Source organism: Streptomyces resistomycificus (assembly GCF_001514265.1).
Classification (GTDB): Bacteria; Actinomycetota; Actinomycetes; order Streptomycetales; family Streptomycetaceae; genus Streptomyces; species Streptomyces resistomycificus.
On sequence record NZ_KQ948995.1, the window covers coordinates 226,822 to 241,900 of the forward strand.

A 15,079-nucleotide genomic window follows, 5' to 3' on the forward strand; every position below is an offset into this window, starting at 1 on the left:
TCGGCTCAGCCGTTGACGAAGTCCTCGCGGGCCAGCAGGCCGGTGTCCGGCTGGTCGGTGAAGACGCCGTCGATGCCCGTGGCGAAGTACGTCTCGTAGAGGCCGAAGACGTCGCCGTAGGCGTCCGCGTCGGTGCCCTTGCGGAAGGCGGGCGGCAGGAAGGGGTTCTCGTTGCGCATCGTGTAGGGGTGCAGGATCAGGCCCACCTTGTGCGCGTCCGCGACGAGCGTGGTCGGCGCGGTGAGGTTGCCCGCGGAGTCCTTCGGGATGACCAGGTCCAGGGTGGGGCCGATGCCCTGGGCGTAGGAGGCGATCTCCCTGAGGCCGGCCGGCTTGACGAGGTCGGCGACCGTGCGCGGGTCGCCGGTCTCGACGAAGTCCCAGGGGCGGGTGCTCGCGCCGGACAGGAGGACCACGAGCGGGTTGTCGACCAGCTTGTTGAGGCGCTGGATGCTGGTCGGCTCGAACGACTGCAGGATGACGGGCGACTTCCACCGGTCCTTGCCGTACTTGCGCAGCAGCTTCGCCACCCGCTCCTCCAGGCCCAGGCCCAGCTTGCGGAAGTAGGTGGGGTGCTTGAGCTCCGGGTAGATCCAGACCTGCCGGCCGCGCTGACGGGTCTGCTCGTCCTGCCACCTCAGGACCTCCTCGAAGGTGGGGATCTCCCAGCGGCCGTCGTAGAGGGTGTTGTGCGGCCGGTTGGCGGGGATGCGCTCGATCGCGCGCAGCGTCTTGAGCTCGGCGAGGGTGAAGTCCTCGGTGAACCAGCCGGTGGTGGAGACGCCGTCGAGGACCTTGGTGGTCCGGCGGTCGGCGAACTCGGGGTGGTTCGCCACGTCGGTCGTGCCGCCGATCTCGGGCTCGTGGCGGCAGACGAGGTGGCCGTCCCTGGTGGGCACCAGGTCGCCCGCCTCGACGACGTGGGCCCCCATGTCGAGGGCCAGCTGGTACGAGCCGAGCGTGTGCTCGGGGCGGTAGCCGCTTGCCCCGCGGTGGCCGATGATCGTGGGCACCGGCAGGCTCTTCACGCCGCCCCGGCCGCCGTGGCCCGCGTCGGCGGCTCTGGCCGTGCCGGACAGTCCGAGGACCGCCCCTCCCGCGCCGAGCACCGCCGCGCCGAGGAGGGCCCGGCGTGCGGTGCCCTGCGTCCGTTCGTGCGACTCCTGCGACTTGCCCGATGCCTGCGTTCCCATGGCGTCTCCTGCCGTCGGCTCCTCGATGCGGGCCGATCGTAGGTGCGGGTACGTGACGGGCGGGAGACCTCGGGCGGAACACGCGGGTGACTCAGGATGTCGTATGGGAACAGATGTCTGACGGTTTGTCGGCTTCACCCCGCCGGGCGGGGGTACGCGTCCAGCAGAGGGCCCCGCGCGAGGTCCGTCACACCGTTCCGGCCGGGTTACCGCCGGGAAACGCCGTGCCACCGCAGGTAAACGAACGTCAACAGTACGTAAGACCTCGGTGAACCCGGCGCTCCCGATGTGCGCGACCCCCCGGGCCGCGAGTAATGTCCTCACCTGCACAGACTCATACAGATTCCTTGACCGTTCTCTTGACATCGGAGGGCTCGTTGTCCCGCTTCGTGCTCATCAAGGCAGTGCTCGGACCGATCATGCGCCTGATGTTCCGCCCACGGGTGGAGGGTGCGGAGCACATCCCGGGCGACGGTCCCGTCATCCTGGCCGGCAACCACCTGACGTTCATCGACTCGATGATCCTTCCGCTGGTGTGCGACCGGCAGGTCTTCTTCATCGGCAAGGACGAGTACGTCACCGGCAAGAACCTCAAAGGCCGGTTCATGGCCTGGTTCTTCATCGGCGTCGGCATGATCCCGGTGGACCGTGACGGCGGGCGCGGCGGGGTGGCCGCGCTGATGACCGGCCGCCGCGTCCTCGAGGAGGGCCGGGTCTTCGGCATCTACCCCGAGGGCACCCGCTCCCCCGACGGCCGCCTGTACCGCGGTCGCACGGGCATCGCCCGGCTCACCCTGATGACCGGGGCGCCCGTGGTGCCCTTCGCCATGATCGGCACCGACAAGCTGCAGCCGGGCGGCGCGGGCATCCCGCGCCCCGGCCGGGTCACGGTCCGCTTCGGCGAGGCGATGGAGTTCTCCCGGTACGAGGGGATGGACCGCGACCGCTATGTCCTGCGGGCGGTCACCGACTCCGTGATGACCGAGGTCATGCGGCTGTCCGGACAGGAGTACGTGGACATGTACGCCACGAAGGCCAAGGCCGCGTAGGGCGGTTACGGCACGGCCGACGGCGGGCTGCCCCTGGGGGCGGCCCGCCGTCGGCGTCTCGCGCGGCGGGCCACCGTCGGCCTCTCGCGGGGCGGGCCGCTCCACGGACGATCCGGCGCGGGGCGTCGTGGTCCAGAGGCCGCCCCCGGATCAGGACGCGCTGTCCAGCCGTTGGCCGCGCAGCAGGAACCATGCCGCGACGGCCGCCGCCAGCAGCACCACCGCGCCCACGCCGGCCGCCAGGGCCAGGCCGTCCACGAAGGAGCCGCGGGCCGCGTCCAGCAACGCCTCCGACGTCTGCGTCGGCAGGCCCTCCGCCGCCTCCACCGCGCCGCCCAGCGACTCGTGGGCCTGAGCCGGAGTGCCCGCCGGACCGGTGAAGCCGCGGTACACGCCCGTGACGATGGAGCCCAACACGGCGATACCGAGGGCGGCGCCCAGTTCGTACGCCGTCTCGGAGACCGCGGACGCGGAGCCCGCCTGCTCCTTGGGGACGGAGCCGAGGATCACGTCGGCGGTCACCGTGAAGGAGAAGCCGGCGCCGATGCCGACGACCAGGAGCGCGGCACCCAGGAGCGGGTAGCCGGTGGACTGGTCGAGCACGGCGAGGGAGGCCAGCGCGAGGCCGACGGCGGCGAGACCGCCGGCGACCACGGACCGCACCGAGTAGCGACGGGCCACGGACCCGGCCACCAGACCGGCCGCCACCGCGCCCACGGCGGCGGGCAGTTCCGCGAGGCCGGCCTCCAGCGGACCCCTGCCCTGCACGAGTTGCAGGTACTGGGAGAGGAAGAACACCAGTCCGGACAGGCCGAGGATGGTCAGCAGGTCGGCCAGGACCGCCCCGCTGAAGCCACGGTTGCCGAACAGCCGCATGTCCAGGAGCGGGGTCGGCAGGGTGAACTGGCGGCGTACGAAGCCGTACAGCGCGCCCGCTCCGACCAGGGCCGCGGCGAGCGTCTCCCCCGTGAGGCCGTGGGTGGCCGCCTCCTTGACGGCGTACACCACACCGATCATGCCGACCAGGGACAGCACCACGCTGAGCATGTCCCACGGTCCGGGACGCGGATTCCGCGACTCGGGCAGCAGCTTGACGCCGACGAGGACGAGGACCGCCATCACGGGCAGGTTGATCAGGAAGACCGAGCCCCACCAGAAGTGCTCGAGCAGGAAGCCGCCGACGATCGGGCCGATGGCCGTGCCCGCGGAAGCGGTGGCACCCCAGACGCCGACGGCGAGGCTGCGTTCGCGCGGGTCGTGGAACAGGTTGCGGATCAGGGCGAGCGTGGCCGGCATCAGGGTCGCGCCCGCGACGCCGAGCAGCGCCCGGGCGACGATCATCATCTCGGGTGTCGTGGCGTAGGCGTTGAGGACGGACACCGCGCCGAACGCCGTGGCACCGACGAGCAGGATCCGCTTGCGTCCGATGCGGTCGCCGAGGCTGCCCATGGAGACGAGCAGTCCGGCGATGACGAAGGAGTACACGTCGCCTATCCACAGCAGCTGGGTGCCGGTGGGATTGAGGTCCTCGCTGATGTAGGGGGTCGCGAGGCCGAGGACGGTCGCGTCCACGGCCACCAGCAGCACGGCGAGCACGAGGACGGAGAGCGCGAGCCAACGGCCGGGGCGCTTCACCGCCTCGGTCGTGGTCACCGGCTGCAGGGTGCTGGTCATGGTTCCTCTCTCCGTAGTGCGCCGCCGAGCAGCAGCTCGGCGATCATGTGGGTGAAGTCCTTGGGGGCGCCCTTGCCGCTCTGCACCATCCACGCGCCGGAGGCGAGCAGGCCGTACAGGGCCTCGGTCAGCCAGGCGGGGGTGAGGTCGATGCGGAACTCGCCGCCGAGCTGGCCGCGCCGGAACAGGGCGGAGATCCGGTCGTCGATGGTGGCCCAGCCCGCGTTCTGCTCCTCGCCTTCGAACAGCTGGTTCTCCGTGTAGAGGAAGGCGAGCAGACCGGCGGCGGACTCGATCCCGTGCACCAGGCGGCGCACGGCGTCCTCGGCTGGTCCGTCGTCCAGCCGGGCCGCGTCCAGGGCGGCCTCGCACTCCGCGATGCCGAGCGCCTCGAGCGCCCGCACCAGTGCGTCCCGCCCGGCGAACTGACGGTGCAGGGTGGCCCGGCTGATCCCGGCCGCCTTGGCGACCTCGTCCATGGTCGCGGTGGATTTGCGGGTCAGCAGGGCTGCGGCGCTGCGCAGTACGTGGTCACGATCGACGGCCATGAGACGACGATAACCCATGTGAGACATGACTGTCTCACCATGGGCATGGATGTCTCATGTGGGGTCGGTCTCAGGCTTTTCTCAGTGCCAGGGCAGCTGCCCGCGCTTCTCCCAGTAGGCCTGCGGGCCCTCGACCAGCGCCGCCAGCCGGCCCAGCTGGTCGTCGTCGAGGTCGACGACCGCCGCGTGCAGGTTGGAGGCGAGCTGGTTGGCGGTGGCCGCGCCGGACAGGACCACCCCCGCCCACGGCTGGCGCAGGACGAGCGCGAGCGCCACGGCGTCGCACCCCAGAGACGTCTCCTCGGCCACCGCCTTCAGGGCGTCCGGCGCGTGCGGGGCCGCGAGCCTGCCGTTGGCCATGGCCTCCTTGACGATCACCGTGAGTCCGGCGGCGTGCGCCTCGGCGAGGGCCGGAGCGGCCGAGGTCTCCAGGGCGTTGTAGGTCGACTGGACGGTACGGAACAGGGGCTCGCCGTCGACCGTGACGGCGAGCGCGGCCCGGATCGCGTCGGCCTGGGCGGGGCCGCTCGTGGAGAAGCCGACGGTCAGGCCCTGCGCGGCGGCTTCCGCCAGCCTCGCGTGGAGTTCCTTGTCGGTGAGGGCTGGGCTGTCCGGGGTCACCGAGTGGATCTGGTAGAGGTCGAGCCGGTCGCCGAGAATTGCGTCGCTCTCGGCGCGCTGCCGCTCGTAGGTGGCAAGCGTGTGGTCCTTGACCTCGTGCTGCTCGGCGTCGGTGCTCCAGGCCGCGGTGTAGGTGTAGCCCCACTTGCTGCCGACGACGATGTCGTCGACGTCGGGGCGGGCGTTGAGCCAGTCGGCGAGGAACTCCTCCGAACGGCCGTAGGAGCGGGCCGCGTCGAAGTAGCGGACGCCCTGGGCGTAGGCGGCGTCGAGGAGTTCGTGGGTGCGGGTGCGCAGCCGGTCGACGCTGCGGTTGTCCCCGAGGTCGGCGTCCCTGCCCAGGTTGATGTAGCCGGGGCGGCCGACGGCGGCCAGACCGAGGCCGATGTGGCAGGTGGGGGTCGTCGCTGTGGCCAGTCGGGCGAAGGGCATCGCGGGCTCCGTCGTGGTCGGCTCCGGTACGGCTCCTGACCAACGTAACCCGCGATGACCTTCGGTGAGGCCGGGGCGTCCAAGAGGCCGGCGGTGGGCCTCCCGGGCGGGCACGGGCGCCTCGTGGCCGGTCACCCGCGCGGCGGAGCCGCACAACTGTGCGGCTCCGCCTCCTGAGAGTGCTCAGTTCTTGGCCGTCGCCCAGGCGTGCTGGGCCGCCACGTCCGCCTTCACCTCTGCCAGCTGCACCGCCACCGCGCTCGGGGCCGTGCCGCCACGGCCGTTACGGGAGGCCAGGGCGCCCGGGACGTTGAGGACCGTCCGGACCTCGGGGGTGAGGTGGGCGGAGATCTTCGCGAACTGCTCGTCGGTGAGACCGTCGAGCTCCTTGCCCTCCGCCTCGGCGACCTTCACGCACTCGCCGGCCACCTCGTGCGCGACCCGGAAGGGCACGCCCTGCTTGACCAGCCACTCGGCGACGTCGGTGGCGAGCGAGAAGCCGGCCGGGGCCAGCTCCTCCATGCGCTCGCGGTGGACCGTGAGGGTGGCGATCATGCCGGTGAAGGCGGGGAGCAGCACCTCCAGCTGGTCGCAGGAGTCGAAGACCGGCTCCTTGTCCTCCTGGAGGTCGCGGTTGTACGCGAGCGGGAGGGCCTTGAGCGTGGCCATCAGGCCGGTCAGGTTGCCGATCAGGCGGCCCGACTTGCCCCGCGCCAGCTCCGCGATGTCCGGGTTCTTCTTCTGCGGCATGATCGACGAGCCGGTGGAGAACGCGTCGTGCAGGGTCACGAAGGAGAACTCCTTCGTGTTCCAGAGGATGATCTCCTCCGCGATCCGGGAGAGGTTGATCCCGATCATCGCCGTGATGAAGGCGAACTCCGCCACGAAGTCACGGGACGCCGTGCCGTCGATGGAGTTGCCGACGCTGCCGTGCTCGAAGCCGAGGTCCTTGGCCACCGCCTCCGGGTCCAGGCCCAGGGAGGACCCGGCGAGCGCGCCGGAGCCGTACGGCGAGACGGCGGTGCGCTCGTCCCACTGGCGCAGCCGCTCGGCGTCCCGGGACAGGGGCTGGACGTGCGCGAGGACGTGGTGGGCGAAGAGCACGGGCTGGGCGTGCTGGAGGTGGGTCCGGCCGGGCATCGCCACGTCCGGGTGGGCCTCGGCGAGACCGATCAGCGCGTCCTGGAGCTCGGCGATCAGACCGCCGATGACGCGGGCGTGGTCCCGCAGGTACATCCGGAAGAGCGTCGCGATCTGGTCGTTGCGGGAACGGCCGGCGCGCAGCTTGCCGCCGAGGTCGGGGCCCAGGCGCTCCAGCAGGCCGCGCTCCAGGGCGGTGTGGACGTCCTCGTCGGCGATGGTGCCGACGAAGGAGCCGTCGGCGACGTCCGCTTCGAGCTGGTCGAGGCCCGCGAGCATCCGGGTCAGCTCGTCCTGGGTGAGCAGCCCCGCCTTGTGCAGCACGCGCGCGTGGGCACGCGAACCGGCGATGTCGTAGGGCGCGAGCCGCCAGTCGAAGTGGACGGACGCGGACAGCTTCGCCAGGGCCTCGGCGGGACCGTCGGCGAAACGGGCGCCCCAGAGCCGTACGTCACCGCTGTTGCTGCTCACTTGCGTTGCTCCTAGAGAGGTGTGGATGTGACCGGTGACCTTTATAGGCCTTGAGGCCGCATGAGGCCGCCATGAGGCCTGTGCGAGGGCCTGCGCGAGAGGCCTCTGCGAGAGGCCCTAGGCCAGGTCGCGCCTGGCCGCGATCTTCGACGACAGGCCGTAGATGTCGATGAAGCCCTTGGCCGCGGCCTGGTCGAAGGTGTCGCCCGAGTCGTACGTCGCCAGGTTGAAGTCGTACAGCGACGACTGGGAGCGCCGGCCGGTGACGACCGCGCGGCCGGCGTGCAGGGTCATCCGGATGTCACCGGTGACGTGCTGGTTGGCCTCGTTGACGAAGCCGTCCAGGGCGCGCTTGAGCGGGGAGAACCACTGACCGTCGTAGACCAGTTCGCCCCAGCGCTGCTCGACCTGCCGCTTGTAGCGGGCGAGTTCGCGCTCGACGGTGACGTTCTCCAGCTCCTGGTGGGCCGTGATCAGGGCGATCGCGCCCGGGGCCTCGTACACCTCGCGGGACTTGATGCCCACCAGGCGGTCCTCGACCATGTCGATCCGGCCGACGCCCTGGGCACCGGCGCGCTCGTTGAGCTGCTGGATGGCCTGCAGGACGGTGACGGGCCTGCCGTCGAGGGCGACCGGGACGCCCTCCTCGAAGGTGATGATCACCTCGTCGGCCTCACGCGGGGTCGCCGGGTTCGAGGTGTACTCGTAGACGTCCTCGATCGGGGCGTTCCAGATGTCCTCCAGGAAGCCCGTCTCGACCGCGCGCCCGAAGACGTTCTGGTCGATGGAGTACGGGGACTTCTTGGTGGTCGCGATCGGGAGGTTCTTCTCCTCGCAGAAGGCGATCGCCTTGTCCCGCGTCATCGCGTAGTCGCGGACCGGGGCGATGCACGTCAGGTCGGGGGCGAGGGCGACGATGCCGGCCTCGAAGCGGACCTGGTCGTTGCCCTTGCCGGTGCAGCCGTGGGCGACCGTGGTGGCGCCGTGCTTGTGGGCGGCGGCGACGAGGTGCTTGACGATCGTCGGCCGGGAGAGCGCGGAGACCAGCGGGTAGCGGTCCATGTAGAGGGCGTTGGCCTTGATCGCCGGGAGGCAGTACTCCTCGGCGAACTCGTCCTTGGCGTCGGCGACTTCGGCCTCCACGGCACCGCAGGCGAGCGCGCGCTTGCGGATGACGTCCAGGTCCTCGCCGCCCTGGCCGACGTCCACCGCGACGGCGATGACCTCGGCGCCCGTCTCCTCGGCGATCCAGCCGATGGCGACGGAGGTGTCCAGGCCGCCTGAGTAGGCGAGTACGACGCGCTCGGTCACGGGATGCTCCTCATGGTGCCTTCACTGACATGCATGAGTATGCAGTGGTCTGCATGATTCGTCAATCTCGGTCGGGTCATCACGAATTTGAAGATCCTTTGAACACGGGAAACCGCTTACCCGTACCTCTCGCCGAACGCAGGCGCCGCGTTCGTCAACGACGAGACCCCCCGACCCGAGTGAGGCATCCCCATGTCCAGGGCTCTTCCGAAGTACAACAAGCGCCGCGTCACGCTGATCGGCGGCGCCGCCGCGGTGGCGCTGACCGGTGCGGTCATCGCCGGCACCGCCCTCGCCGGGGAGCCGGGCAGCTCGAAGAGCAGCGCCACCAACGCCCGGACGCTGGCCGGCCCCGGCACGATCAGCTGCCCGGACGTGGCCTCCCAGCTGCCCGCGATCCCGGCCTCCGCGCAGGCCGAGGTCGACCGCAACCTCACCCAGCTCCAGACCCAGATCGCCGAAGCCAACAAGCGCCTCGTCGACACCGTCGGCCAGGGCGGCCCCAACTTCGTCCAGAACGCCATCCTCGGCCCGCTGGAGGACAAGCGCGTCGCCGCCATCAACCGCATCGCCACCTCCATCGGCCGCACCGCCGAGAAGCCCCAGGGCCTCGACGCCCTCGCGCCCTGCGCCCTGAACGCGGACGGCGCCGCGGGTGAGGAAGCGGGCGCCGGCGAGGAGGCCGGCGCGGGCGAGGAGGCCGGCGGTGAGGTCGAGGCCACCCCGAGCGAGACCGCCGCGGGCGAAGCCGGCGGGGAGGAGGCCGGCGGGGACGCCGGCGAGGCGGGCGACACCGGTGAGGCCGGCGCGGTGGGCACGATCAGCTGCCCGGACGTGGCCTCCCAGCTGCCCGCGATCCCGGCCTCCGCGCAGGCCGAGGTCGACCGCAACCTCACCCAGCTCCAGACCCAGATCGCCGAAGCCAACAAGCGCCTCGTCGACACCGTCGGCCAGGGCGGCCCCAACTTCGTCCAGAACGCCATCCTCGGCCCGCTGGAGGACAAGCGCGTCGCCGCCATCAACCGCATCGCCACCTCCATCGGCCGCACCGCCGAGAAGCCCCAGGGCCTCGACGCCCTCGCGCCCTGCGCCCTGAACCAGTGACATGACAGACGTCCGTGGCCGCCCCGGGTACCGCCCGGGGCGGCCACGGACGTCTCCCCGCGAGTGGATGCCATAATTCCTTAGACAAACAAACGACCTGCGTCCATAATGGTCGGACATGGGAACGACCTACGAGCGCATCGACGGCAGACTCCGCACGTTCATCGAGGAGCAGCCGGTCTTCTTCACCGCGTCCGCCCCGCTCTCCGGCGACGGCACGGTGAACCTCTCCCCCAAGGGCCTCAAGGGATCCTTCGTGATCCTCGACGAACTCACGGTGGCCTACCTCGACTTCGCCGGCTCCAACGCGGAGACCGTCGCCCATCTGCGGGAGAACGGCAGGATCACTTTGATGTGGTGCGCCTTCCAGGGCCCGCCGAACATCGTGCGGGTGCACGGCAGGGGCGAACCGGTCTTCCGCGACGACCCGCGCTTCGGTGAGCTGCTGACCCACTTCCCGGACATCGACCCGAAGCCGCACGGGCTGCGCGCGATCATCGTCGTTCGGGCCGAACTGATCCGGGACTCCTGCGGGTTCGCGGTGCCGTACATGTCCTACGACTCGGACCGGGAACTGCACGGCAAGCGCTTCGGGCGCGAGGACGACGAGTCGCTGAGCGAGTACTTCGCCGGCAAGGACCACATCGCCACCAGCCTGGACGGACTGCCCGGACTCCCCCTGCCGCTGCGCCCGATCTAGCCTCGTCCGTCCGACGCGGCCCTGCGCGGGCCCTGAACGGCTCACCCGGGCTGCCGTCGCCGCCCTCTGCCTCTACGGTCTGGGCCATGCGCCCTGGTGTAGTAGCCGCCCTCCTGTCCCTGTCCCTCCTGGGGCTCGGTGCCGCGCCCACGGCCGACCCGCCGCTGCCCGCGAGGATGGCCGACACCGGGGGCGGCACCCAGCTCGTCACCGCGGTGGCCGCCCGGACCGGCTCGACCTCGGGCACGGTGACCTGGTGGGACCGGCGCGACGGCGGGTGGGTGAGGACCGGCTCCGCGAAGGCCCGCTTCGGGGCCAGGGGGCTGGTCGAGGGCACCTCCCGTCGGCAGGGCACGAACACCACCCCGACAGGGCTGTACGAGTTGCCGTACGCCTTCGGGATCAAGGCGGCGCCGAAGGGGACGACGTACAAGTACCGCCCCGTGCGCGAAGGTTCCTGGTGGTGCCAGGACAACGACTCGCGGTCCTACAACCGCTGGGTCGAGCCGCGTCCCAGGCACTGCGCGGCCGCCGAGGCCGAGCGGCTGATCTCGTACCGGACGCAGTACGCGTACGCGATGGTCATCGGCTTCAACTACGCCGAGCCGGTGCGTGGACGCGGCGCCGGCATCTTCCTGCATGTCGACGGGCGTGGGGCGACGGCCGGTTGCGTCTCGGTCCCGTCGGACGCCATGCGGCGGATCCTGAGGTGGGCGCGGCCCGGGGCCGAGCCGCACATGGCGATCGGGACGGCGGGCGGGGCCACCGCGATCACCCGGTACTGAGGCGGTGCCCGGGTGCTGAGTTACCGCCAGTCACACCGGTCCGCACCGGACTCGGGAGGCGGCTGAACACACGGGCGTCGCGGCACGTATGAGTGGACCAAGGGACCAAGCCCCCCTTGCCCCGCTCCCGGAGGAACCGTGACCACGACGCTCGCAGGCGGCCGCGCCGCCCGCCGCCAGACGATGCGCCGCATCCGCCCGCGCCGCTCCCCGGCGACCCTGCTGCTGCTGGCCGTGTGGGCCGGCGCCGCGGGCGTGCTGTGGCTGTGGTGGGCCAACACTCCGTCGATCAGCGACAACAACGGCAAGATCCTCAACGCGGGCCGGATCACCGGTCTGCTCGCGGGGTACCTGATGGCGCTGGTGGTGCTCCAGATGGCCCGGGTGCCCGCGCTGGAGCGGCGGGTGGGCTCCGACCGGGTGGCGCGGTGGCACGCGATGAGCGGCCGCTACACGCTCTGTCTGACCGTGGCCCACGTCTTCCTGATCATGTGGGGCTACGCCCTCCAGGCGGGCAAGGGCCTCGGCGACATCGTCCAGCAGACCATGGACTCCATCAACCAGCTGCCCGACATGGGCAAGGCGGCCATCGGCACCGGCCTGCTGTTCGTCATCGGGCTGATCTCCATCGGACCGGTCCGGCGCCTGATCCCGTACGACACCTGGTACCACGTGCACCTGCTGACGTACGCGGCGGTGTTCCTGACCTTCTGGCACCAGCTCACCACGGGCAACGAGTTCGCCGTCGAGCCGGTCGCGAAGACCGTCTGGTACGGGCTGTACGGGTCGGTCACCGCCCTGGTGGTCTGGTACCGGATCCTCACCCCGGTCCGGCTGAACCTGCGGCACCGCATGTACGTCGTGGCGGTGATCGAGGAGACGCCGGGCATCGTGTCGGTGCTGATCGGCGGCCGGAAGCTGCACCGGATGGGCGCGGAGGCGGGGCAGTTCTTCCGCTGGCGGTTCCTGGCGCCGGGCATGCGGTTCAGCTCGCACCCGTACTCGCTGTCGGCGGCGCCCCGCCCGGACATGCTGCGGATCACGGTGAAGGCGATCGGCGACCACAGCGAACGGCTGCGCGAGCTGACGCCGGGCACCAAGGTGTGGGCCGAGGGGCCGTACGGCGCGCTGACCGCCTCCCGCCGCAGTCGCGGCAAGGTGCTGCTGGTCGCCGGCGGCGTCGGGATCACCCCGATGCGGGCGCTGTTCGAGACGCTGCCCGGCGGGACCGGCGACATCACCCTGCTCTACCGGGCCAACAGCACCCAGGACCTGGCGCTGTGGGACGAGCTGGCGACGATCGCCGACGAGCGCGGGGCCCGGCTGATGTACGCGGTGAACAGCCCGGAAGGGGAACGTCCCGACATCTCGGCCGAGCGGCTGCGGCAGAAACTGCCGGACATCGACGACCACGACGTGTTCATGTGCGGCCCGCCCGGGTTCGCGCAGTCCGTGTACGAAGCACTGCGCGGGGCGGGCGTACCCGCCCGCCGCATCCATCACGAGTCGTTCGAGATGTGAGCGACGGACTTCAGGAGCTGTAGAAGCGATGAGGAAGAGTCACCCCGTCCGACGTGTCGTGCTCGCGACCGCCGCCACCGTCTCCGGTGTCGTGCTGCTGCTGTCGCTGAAGCCGTCCGACCCGGGCTCCGCGTCGGCCGCGGGCAACGGGGCCGTCCCGCCGGCCGCGTCGGCCCAGGGCGGCGCCCAGGCCGCCGGCACCGGCATGGTCACCGGGGACGCGGCCCAGACCCAGTACGGCGCGGTCCAGGTCCGGCTGACCGTGGCGGGCGGCAAGATCACCAAGGCCGAGACCGTCCAGGCCCCCAAGGGCGGCCAGAGCGACCAGATCACCGCCAACGCCGTACCCAAACTCAACCAGGCGACGGTGGCCGCGCAGAGCGCGGACATCGACGCGGTGTCCGGCGCCACCTACACCAGCGCCGGCTACAAGAAGTCGCTGCAGTCGGCCATCGACAAGGCGAACGCCTCGGCCGACACCGGGGCGGGTGCCGCGGAGGGTTCGGCCCAGGCGCGGACCGTGACCGGGGACGCGGCCAAGACCCAGTACGGCGCGGTGCAGGTCCGCATCACGGTGGCGGGCGGCAAGATCACCAAGGCCGAGACCGTCCAGGCCCCCAAGGGCGGCCAGAGCGACCAGATCACCGCCAACGCCGTACCCAAGCTCAACCAGGCCGCCGTCGCGGCCGGCACCGCCGACATCGACGCGGTCTCCGGCGCCACCTACACCAGCGCCGGCTACAAGCAGTCCCTCCAGTCCGCACTCGACAAGGCGAACGCCTCGGCGGGTTCCGGGTCGGGAGCGGCGGCGGAGGACTCGGGCGGCGCCCAGGCCGCCAAGACCGTCACCGGCACCGCCGCCCAGACCCAGTACGGCGCCGTCCAGGTCCGCATCACGGTGGCGGGCGGCAAGATCACCAAGGCCGAGACCGTCCAGGCCCCCAAGGGCGGCCAGAGCGACCAGATCACCGCCAACGCCGTACCCAAGCTCAACCAGGCCGCCGTCGCGGCCGGCACCGCCGACATCGACGCGGTCTCCGGCGCCACCTACACCAGCGCCGGCTACAAGCAGTCGCTGCAGTCGGCCCTGGACCAGGCCGGTGGCTGACACGGTGGCCGACTCGGCACAAGCTCCCGCCGCGGTACGTCATGCGGAGGAGGTCATGGGGACGGTCTTCTCCTTTGACGTCCGCGGCGGGGACCCCGAGGCCGTCCACAGCGCGCTGCGCGAGGCGGTCGCCGGACTGCACCGGGTCGACGCGGTGTTCAGCACCTACCGCGACGAGAGCCAGATCTCCCGGCTGGCCCGCGGTGAGCTGAGCGTCGAGGAGTGCGACCCGATGGTCGCCGAGGTGCTGGAACTGGGCGCCGAGGCCGAACGGGCCAGCGACCACTGGTTCAGCATGCGCTACGAGGGACGCCTGGACCCGACCGGCATCGTCAAGGGCTGGGCGGTGGAACGCGCGGCCCGGCGGATGGCCGAGGCGGGGGCGAGCGGCGTGAGCGTCAACGGCGGCGGGGACGTACAGCTGTTGGGCGTGCCCGGCCCGCAACGCCCGTGGCGGATCGGCGTGTCGGACCCGCTGCGCCCGGGCGGGCTGGCGGCGGTGGTCTCGGCGGCCGGCGCGGCCGAACTGGCCGTGGCCACCTCCGGTACGGCCGAACGCGGCGCCCACATCGTCGACCCCCGCACCGGCCGCTCGGCGGTCACCGACCTGGTCGCCGTGACCGTGGTGACCCCCTCCCTCACCTGGGCGGACTGCTGGGCGACAGCGGCCTTCGCCATGGGCTCGCGAGAGGGCCTGAGCTGGCTGGAGTCCCTGCCGGACGTCGAGGCCCTGCTCATCACCGCAGGCGACGAGGTGAGGTGCACCCAAGGCCTGGCTTCCCGACTGGGGTGACCGAGCTCGTCCGAGGTGCGCGGGGAACCGCACGACCGGCCCCCACGCACCCGTACCCGACCTGCCGGGCGTTCAGTGCCCGTTCTGAGCCAGCCGCAGCAGATGATCGGCCAGCGCCTGACCACCCGTCGGCTCCCTGCTGATCAGCAGCAACGTGTCGTCCCCCGCGATCGTCCCCAGGATGTCGTGCAACTCGGCCTGGTCAATGGCCGAGGCCAGGAACTGCGCGGCCCCCGGCGGGGTCCGCAGGACCACCAGGTTCGCCGAGGCCTCCGCGGAGATCAGCAGCTCCGCCGAGAGCCGACGCATCCGCTCTTCCTTGGCCGACTCCCCCAGCGGCACGCGGGGCGTACGGAAGCCCCCCTCGCTCGGCACCGCGTAGATCAGGTCGCCGTCGTTGTTGCGGATCTTCACCGCGTTCAGCTCGTCGAGGTCTCGGGAGAGCGTCGCCTGAGTGACGCTCAGTCCGTCATCGGCGAGCAGCTTCGCCAACTGGCTCTGGCTGCGCACCGGTTGCCGGTTGAGGATGTCCACGATCCGGCGGTGGCGTGCGGTGCGGGTCTGCGGTACGGCAGGCCCTGCGGTCTGCTCGTGATCCTGCGCCTGGCTCATCGTCGTCTCATTCTCCG

General features: G+C 71.4%; 14 protein-coding genes. 7 read left to right on the forward strand and 7 right to left on the reverse strand.

All coding sequences use genetic code 11. The features are described 5' to 3' along the window. Positions 1-5 precede the first annotated feature (5 nt). Positions 6-1,193 (reverse strand): glycerophosphodiester phosphodiesterase, encoded by a 1,188-nt coding sequence (locus AQJ84_RS25555; protein ID WP_053190226.1) that lies wholly within the window; start codon positions 1,191-1,193, stop codon positions 6-8. A gap of 377 nt (positions 1,194-1,570) precedes the next feature. On the opposite strand from AQJ84_RS25555, the gene AQJ84_RS25560 reads away from it, so the two are divergent. Beyond that, on the forward strand, positions 1,571-2,242 hold the full coding sequence (locus AQJ84_RS25560; RefSeq protein WP_030038462.1) for a lysophospholipid acyltransferase family protein: 672 nt from the start codon (positions 1,571-1,573) through the stop codon (positions 2,240-2,242). Positions 2,243-2,392: 150 nt separating this feature from the next. Here AQJ84_RS25560 and AQJ84_RS25565 read toward each other — a convergent pair whose 3' ends face one another. The 5 genes from AQJ84_RS25565 to AQJ84_RS25585 form a co-directional block, all read right to left on the reverse strand. Next, positions 2,393-3,916: an MFS transporter gene (locus AQJ84_RS25565; RefSeq protein ID WP_053190225.1), complete on the reverse strand. Its 1,524-nt coding sequence runs from the start codon at positions 3,914-3,916 to the stop codon at positions 2,393-2,395. Then, the gene (locus AQJ84_RS25570; RefSeq protein ID WP_030038459.1) at positions 3,913-4,464 is read right to left on the reverse strand and encodes a TetR/AcrR family transcriptional regulator; all 552 of its coding nucleotides are present in this window, start codon (positions 4,462-4,464) and stop codon (positions 3,913-3,915) included. Before AQJ84_RS25570 ends, AQJ84_RS25565 begins: the two co-directional genes overlap by 4 nt. 81 nt (positions 4,465-4,545) lie before the next feature. Next, positions 4,546-5,517, reverse strand: a complete 972-nt coding sequence (locus tag AQJ84_RS25575) for an aldo/keto reductase (protein ID WP_030038458.1) — start codon at positions 5,515-5,517, stop codon at positions 4,546-4,548. A 183-nt stretch (positions 5,518-5,700) separates the two neighbouring features. Next, complete coding sequence (gene argH, locus AQJ84_RS25580) at positions 5,701-7,128, reverse strand: argininosuccinate lyase (protein ID WP_030038457.1); 1,428 nt, start codon at positions 7,126-7,128, stop codon at positions 5,701-5,703. Positions 7,129-7,245: 117 nt separating this feature from the next. Then, a complete protein-coding gene (locus AQJ84_RS25585; protein ID WP_030038456.1) occupies positions 7,246-8,439 on the reverse strand; it encodes an argininosuccinate synthase in 1,194 nt (397 codons plus the stop codon). Between the two features lie 192 nt (positions 8,440-8,631). On the opposite strand from AQJ84_RS25585, the gene AQJ84_RS25590 reads away from it, so the two are divergent. The 6 genes from AQJ84_RS25590 to AQJ84_RS25615 all read left to right on the forward strand — a co-directional run bounded on the left by AQJ84_RS25590 (position 8,632) and on the right by AQJ84_RS25615 (position 14,450). Further along, a complete protein-coding gene (locus tag AQJ84_RS25590) occupies positions 8,632-9,543 on the forward strand; it encodes a hypothetical protein (protein WP_059198869.1) in 912 nt (303 codons plus the stop codon). 118 nt (positions 9,544-9,661) lie between these two features. Next, entirely contained in the window at positions 9,662-10,243 is a 582-nt protein-coding gene (locus AQJ84_RS25595) for a pyridoxamine 5'-phosphate oxidase family protein (protein WP_030038454.1), read from the forward strand. A gap of 86 nt (positions 10,244-10,329) precedes the next feature. Continuing rightward, positions 10,330-11,028: a L,D-transpeptidase family protein gene (locus AQJ84_RS25600; RefSeq protein ID WP_030038453.1), complete on the forward strand. Its 699-nt coding sequence runs from the start codon at positions 10,330-10,332 to the stop codon at positions 11,026-11,028. Positions 11,029-11,166: 138 nt separating this feature from the next. Beyond that, positions 11,167-12,549 (forward strand): ferredoxin reductase family protein, encoded by a 1,383-nt coding sequence (locus tag AQJ84_RS25605; protein ID WP_030038452.1) that lies wholly within the window; start codon positions 11,167-11,169, stop codon positions 12,547-12,549. A gap of 28 nt (positions 12,550-12,577) precedes the next feature. Then, the gene (locus AQJ84_RS25610; RefSeq protein WP_059198870.1) at positions 12,578-13,657 is read left to right on the forward strand and encodes an FMN-binding protein; all 1,080 of its coding nucleotides are present in this window, start codon (positions 12,578-12,580) and stop codon (positions 13,655-13,657) included. Beyond that, positions 13,650-14,450, forward strand: coding sequence for an FAD:protein FMN transferase (locus tag AQJ84_RS25615; RefSeq protein ID WP_225877133.1), 801 nt, complete (start codon positions 13,650-13,652; stop codon positions 14,448-14,450). The genes AQJ84_RS25610 and AQJ84_RS25615 overlap by 8 nt, the downstream gene beginning before the upstream one ends. A 72-nt stretch (positions 14,451-14,522) precedes the next feature. On the opposite strand, the gene AQJ84_RS25620 is transcribed toward AQJ84_RS25615, so the two are convergent. Next, positions 14,523-15,062 carry an arginine repressor gene (locus tag AQJ84_RS25620; protein WP_030038447.1) on the reverse strand — a complete coding sequence of 180 codons (540 nt, stop codon included), beginning with the start codon at positions 15,060-15,062 and terminating at the stop codon, positions 14,523-14,525. Positions 15,063-15,079: the final 17 nt, after the last annotated feature.

Excerpts from the sequence above, each read along its gene's own strand:
- AQJ84_RS25620 (WP_030038447.1), bottom strand. The coding sequence starts at position 15,062 with ATGAGCCAGGCGCAGGATCACGAGCAGACCGCAGGGCCTGCCGTACCG.
- AQJ84_RS25600 (WP_030038453.1), top strand. The coding sequence starts at position 10,330 with ATGCGCCCTGGTGTAGTAGCCGCCCTCCTGTCCCTGTCCCTCCTGGGG.
- AQJ84_RS25570 (WP_030038459.1), bottom strand. The coding sequence starts at position 4,464 with ATGGCCGTCGATCGTGACCACGTACTGCGCAGCGCCGCAGCCCTGCTG.
- AQJ84_RS25575 (WP_030038458.1), bottom strand. The coding sequence starts at position 5,517 with ATGCCCTTCGCCCGACTGGCCACAGCGACGACCCCCACCTGCCACATC.
- AQJ84_RS25565 (WP_053190225.1), bottom strand. The coding sequence starts at position 3,916 with ATGACCAGCACCCTGCAGCCGGTGACCACGACCGAGGCGGTGAAGCGC.
- AQJ84_RS25590 (WP_059198869.1), top strand. The coding sequence starts at position 8,632 with ATGTCCAGGGCTCTTCCGAAGTACAACAAGCGCCGCGTCACGCTGATC.
- AQJ84_RS25610 (WP_059198870.1), top strand. The coding sequence starts at position 12,578 with ATGAGGAAGAGTCACCCCGTCCGACGTGTCGTGCTCGCGACCGCCGCC.
- AQJ84_RS25595 (WP_030038454.1), top strand. The coding sequence starts at position 9,662 with ATGGGAACGACCTACGAGCGCATCGACGGCAGACTCCGCACGTTCATC.
- AQJ84_RS25555 (WP_053190226.1), bottom strand. The coding sequence starts at position 1,193 with ATGGGAACGCAGGCATCGGGCAAGTCGCAGGAGTCGCACGAACGGACG.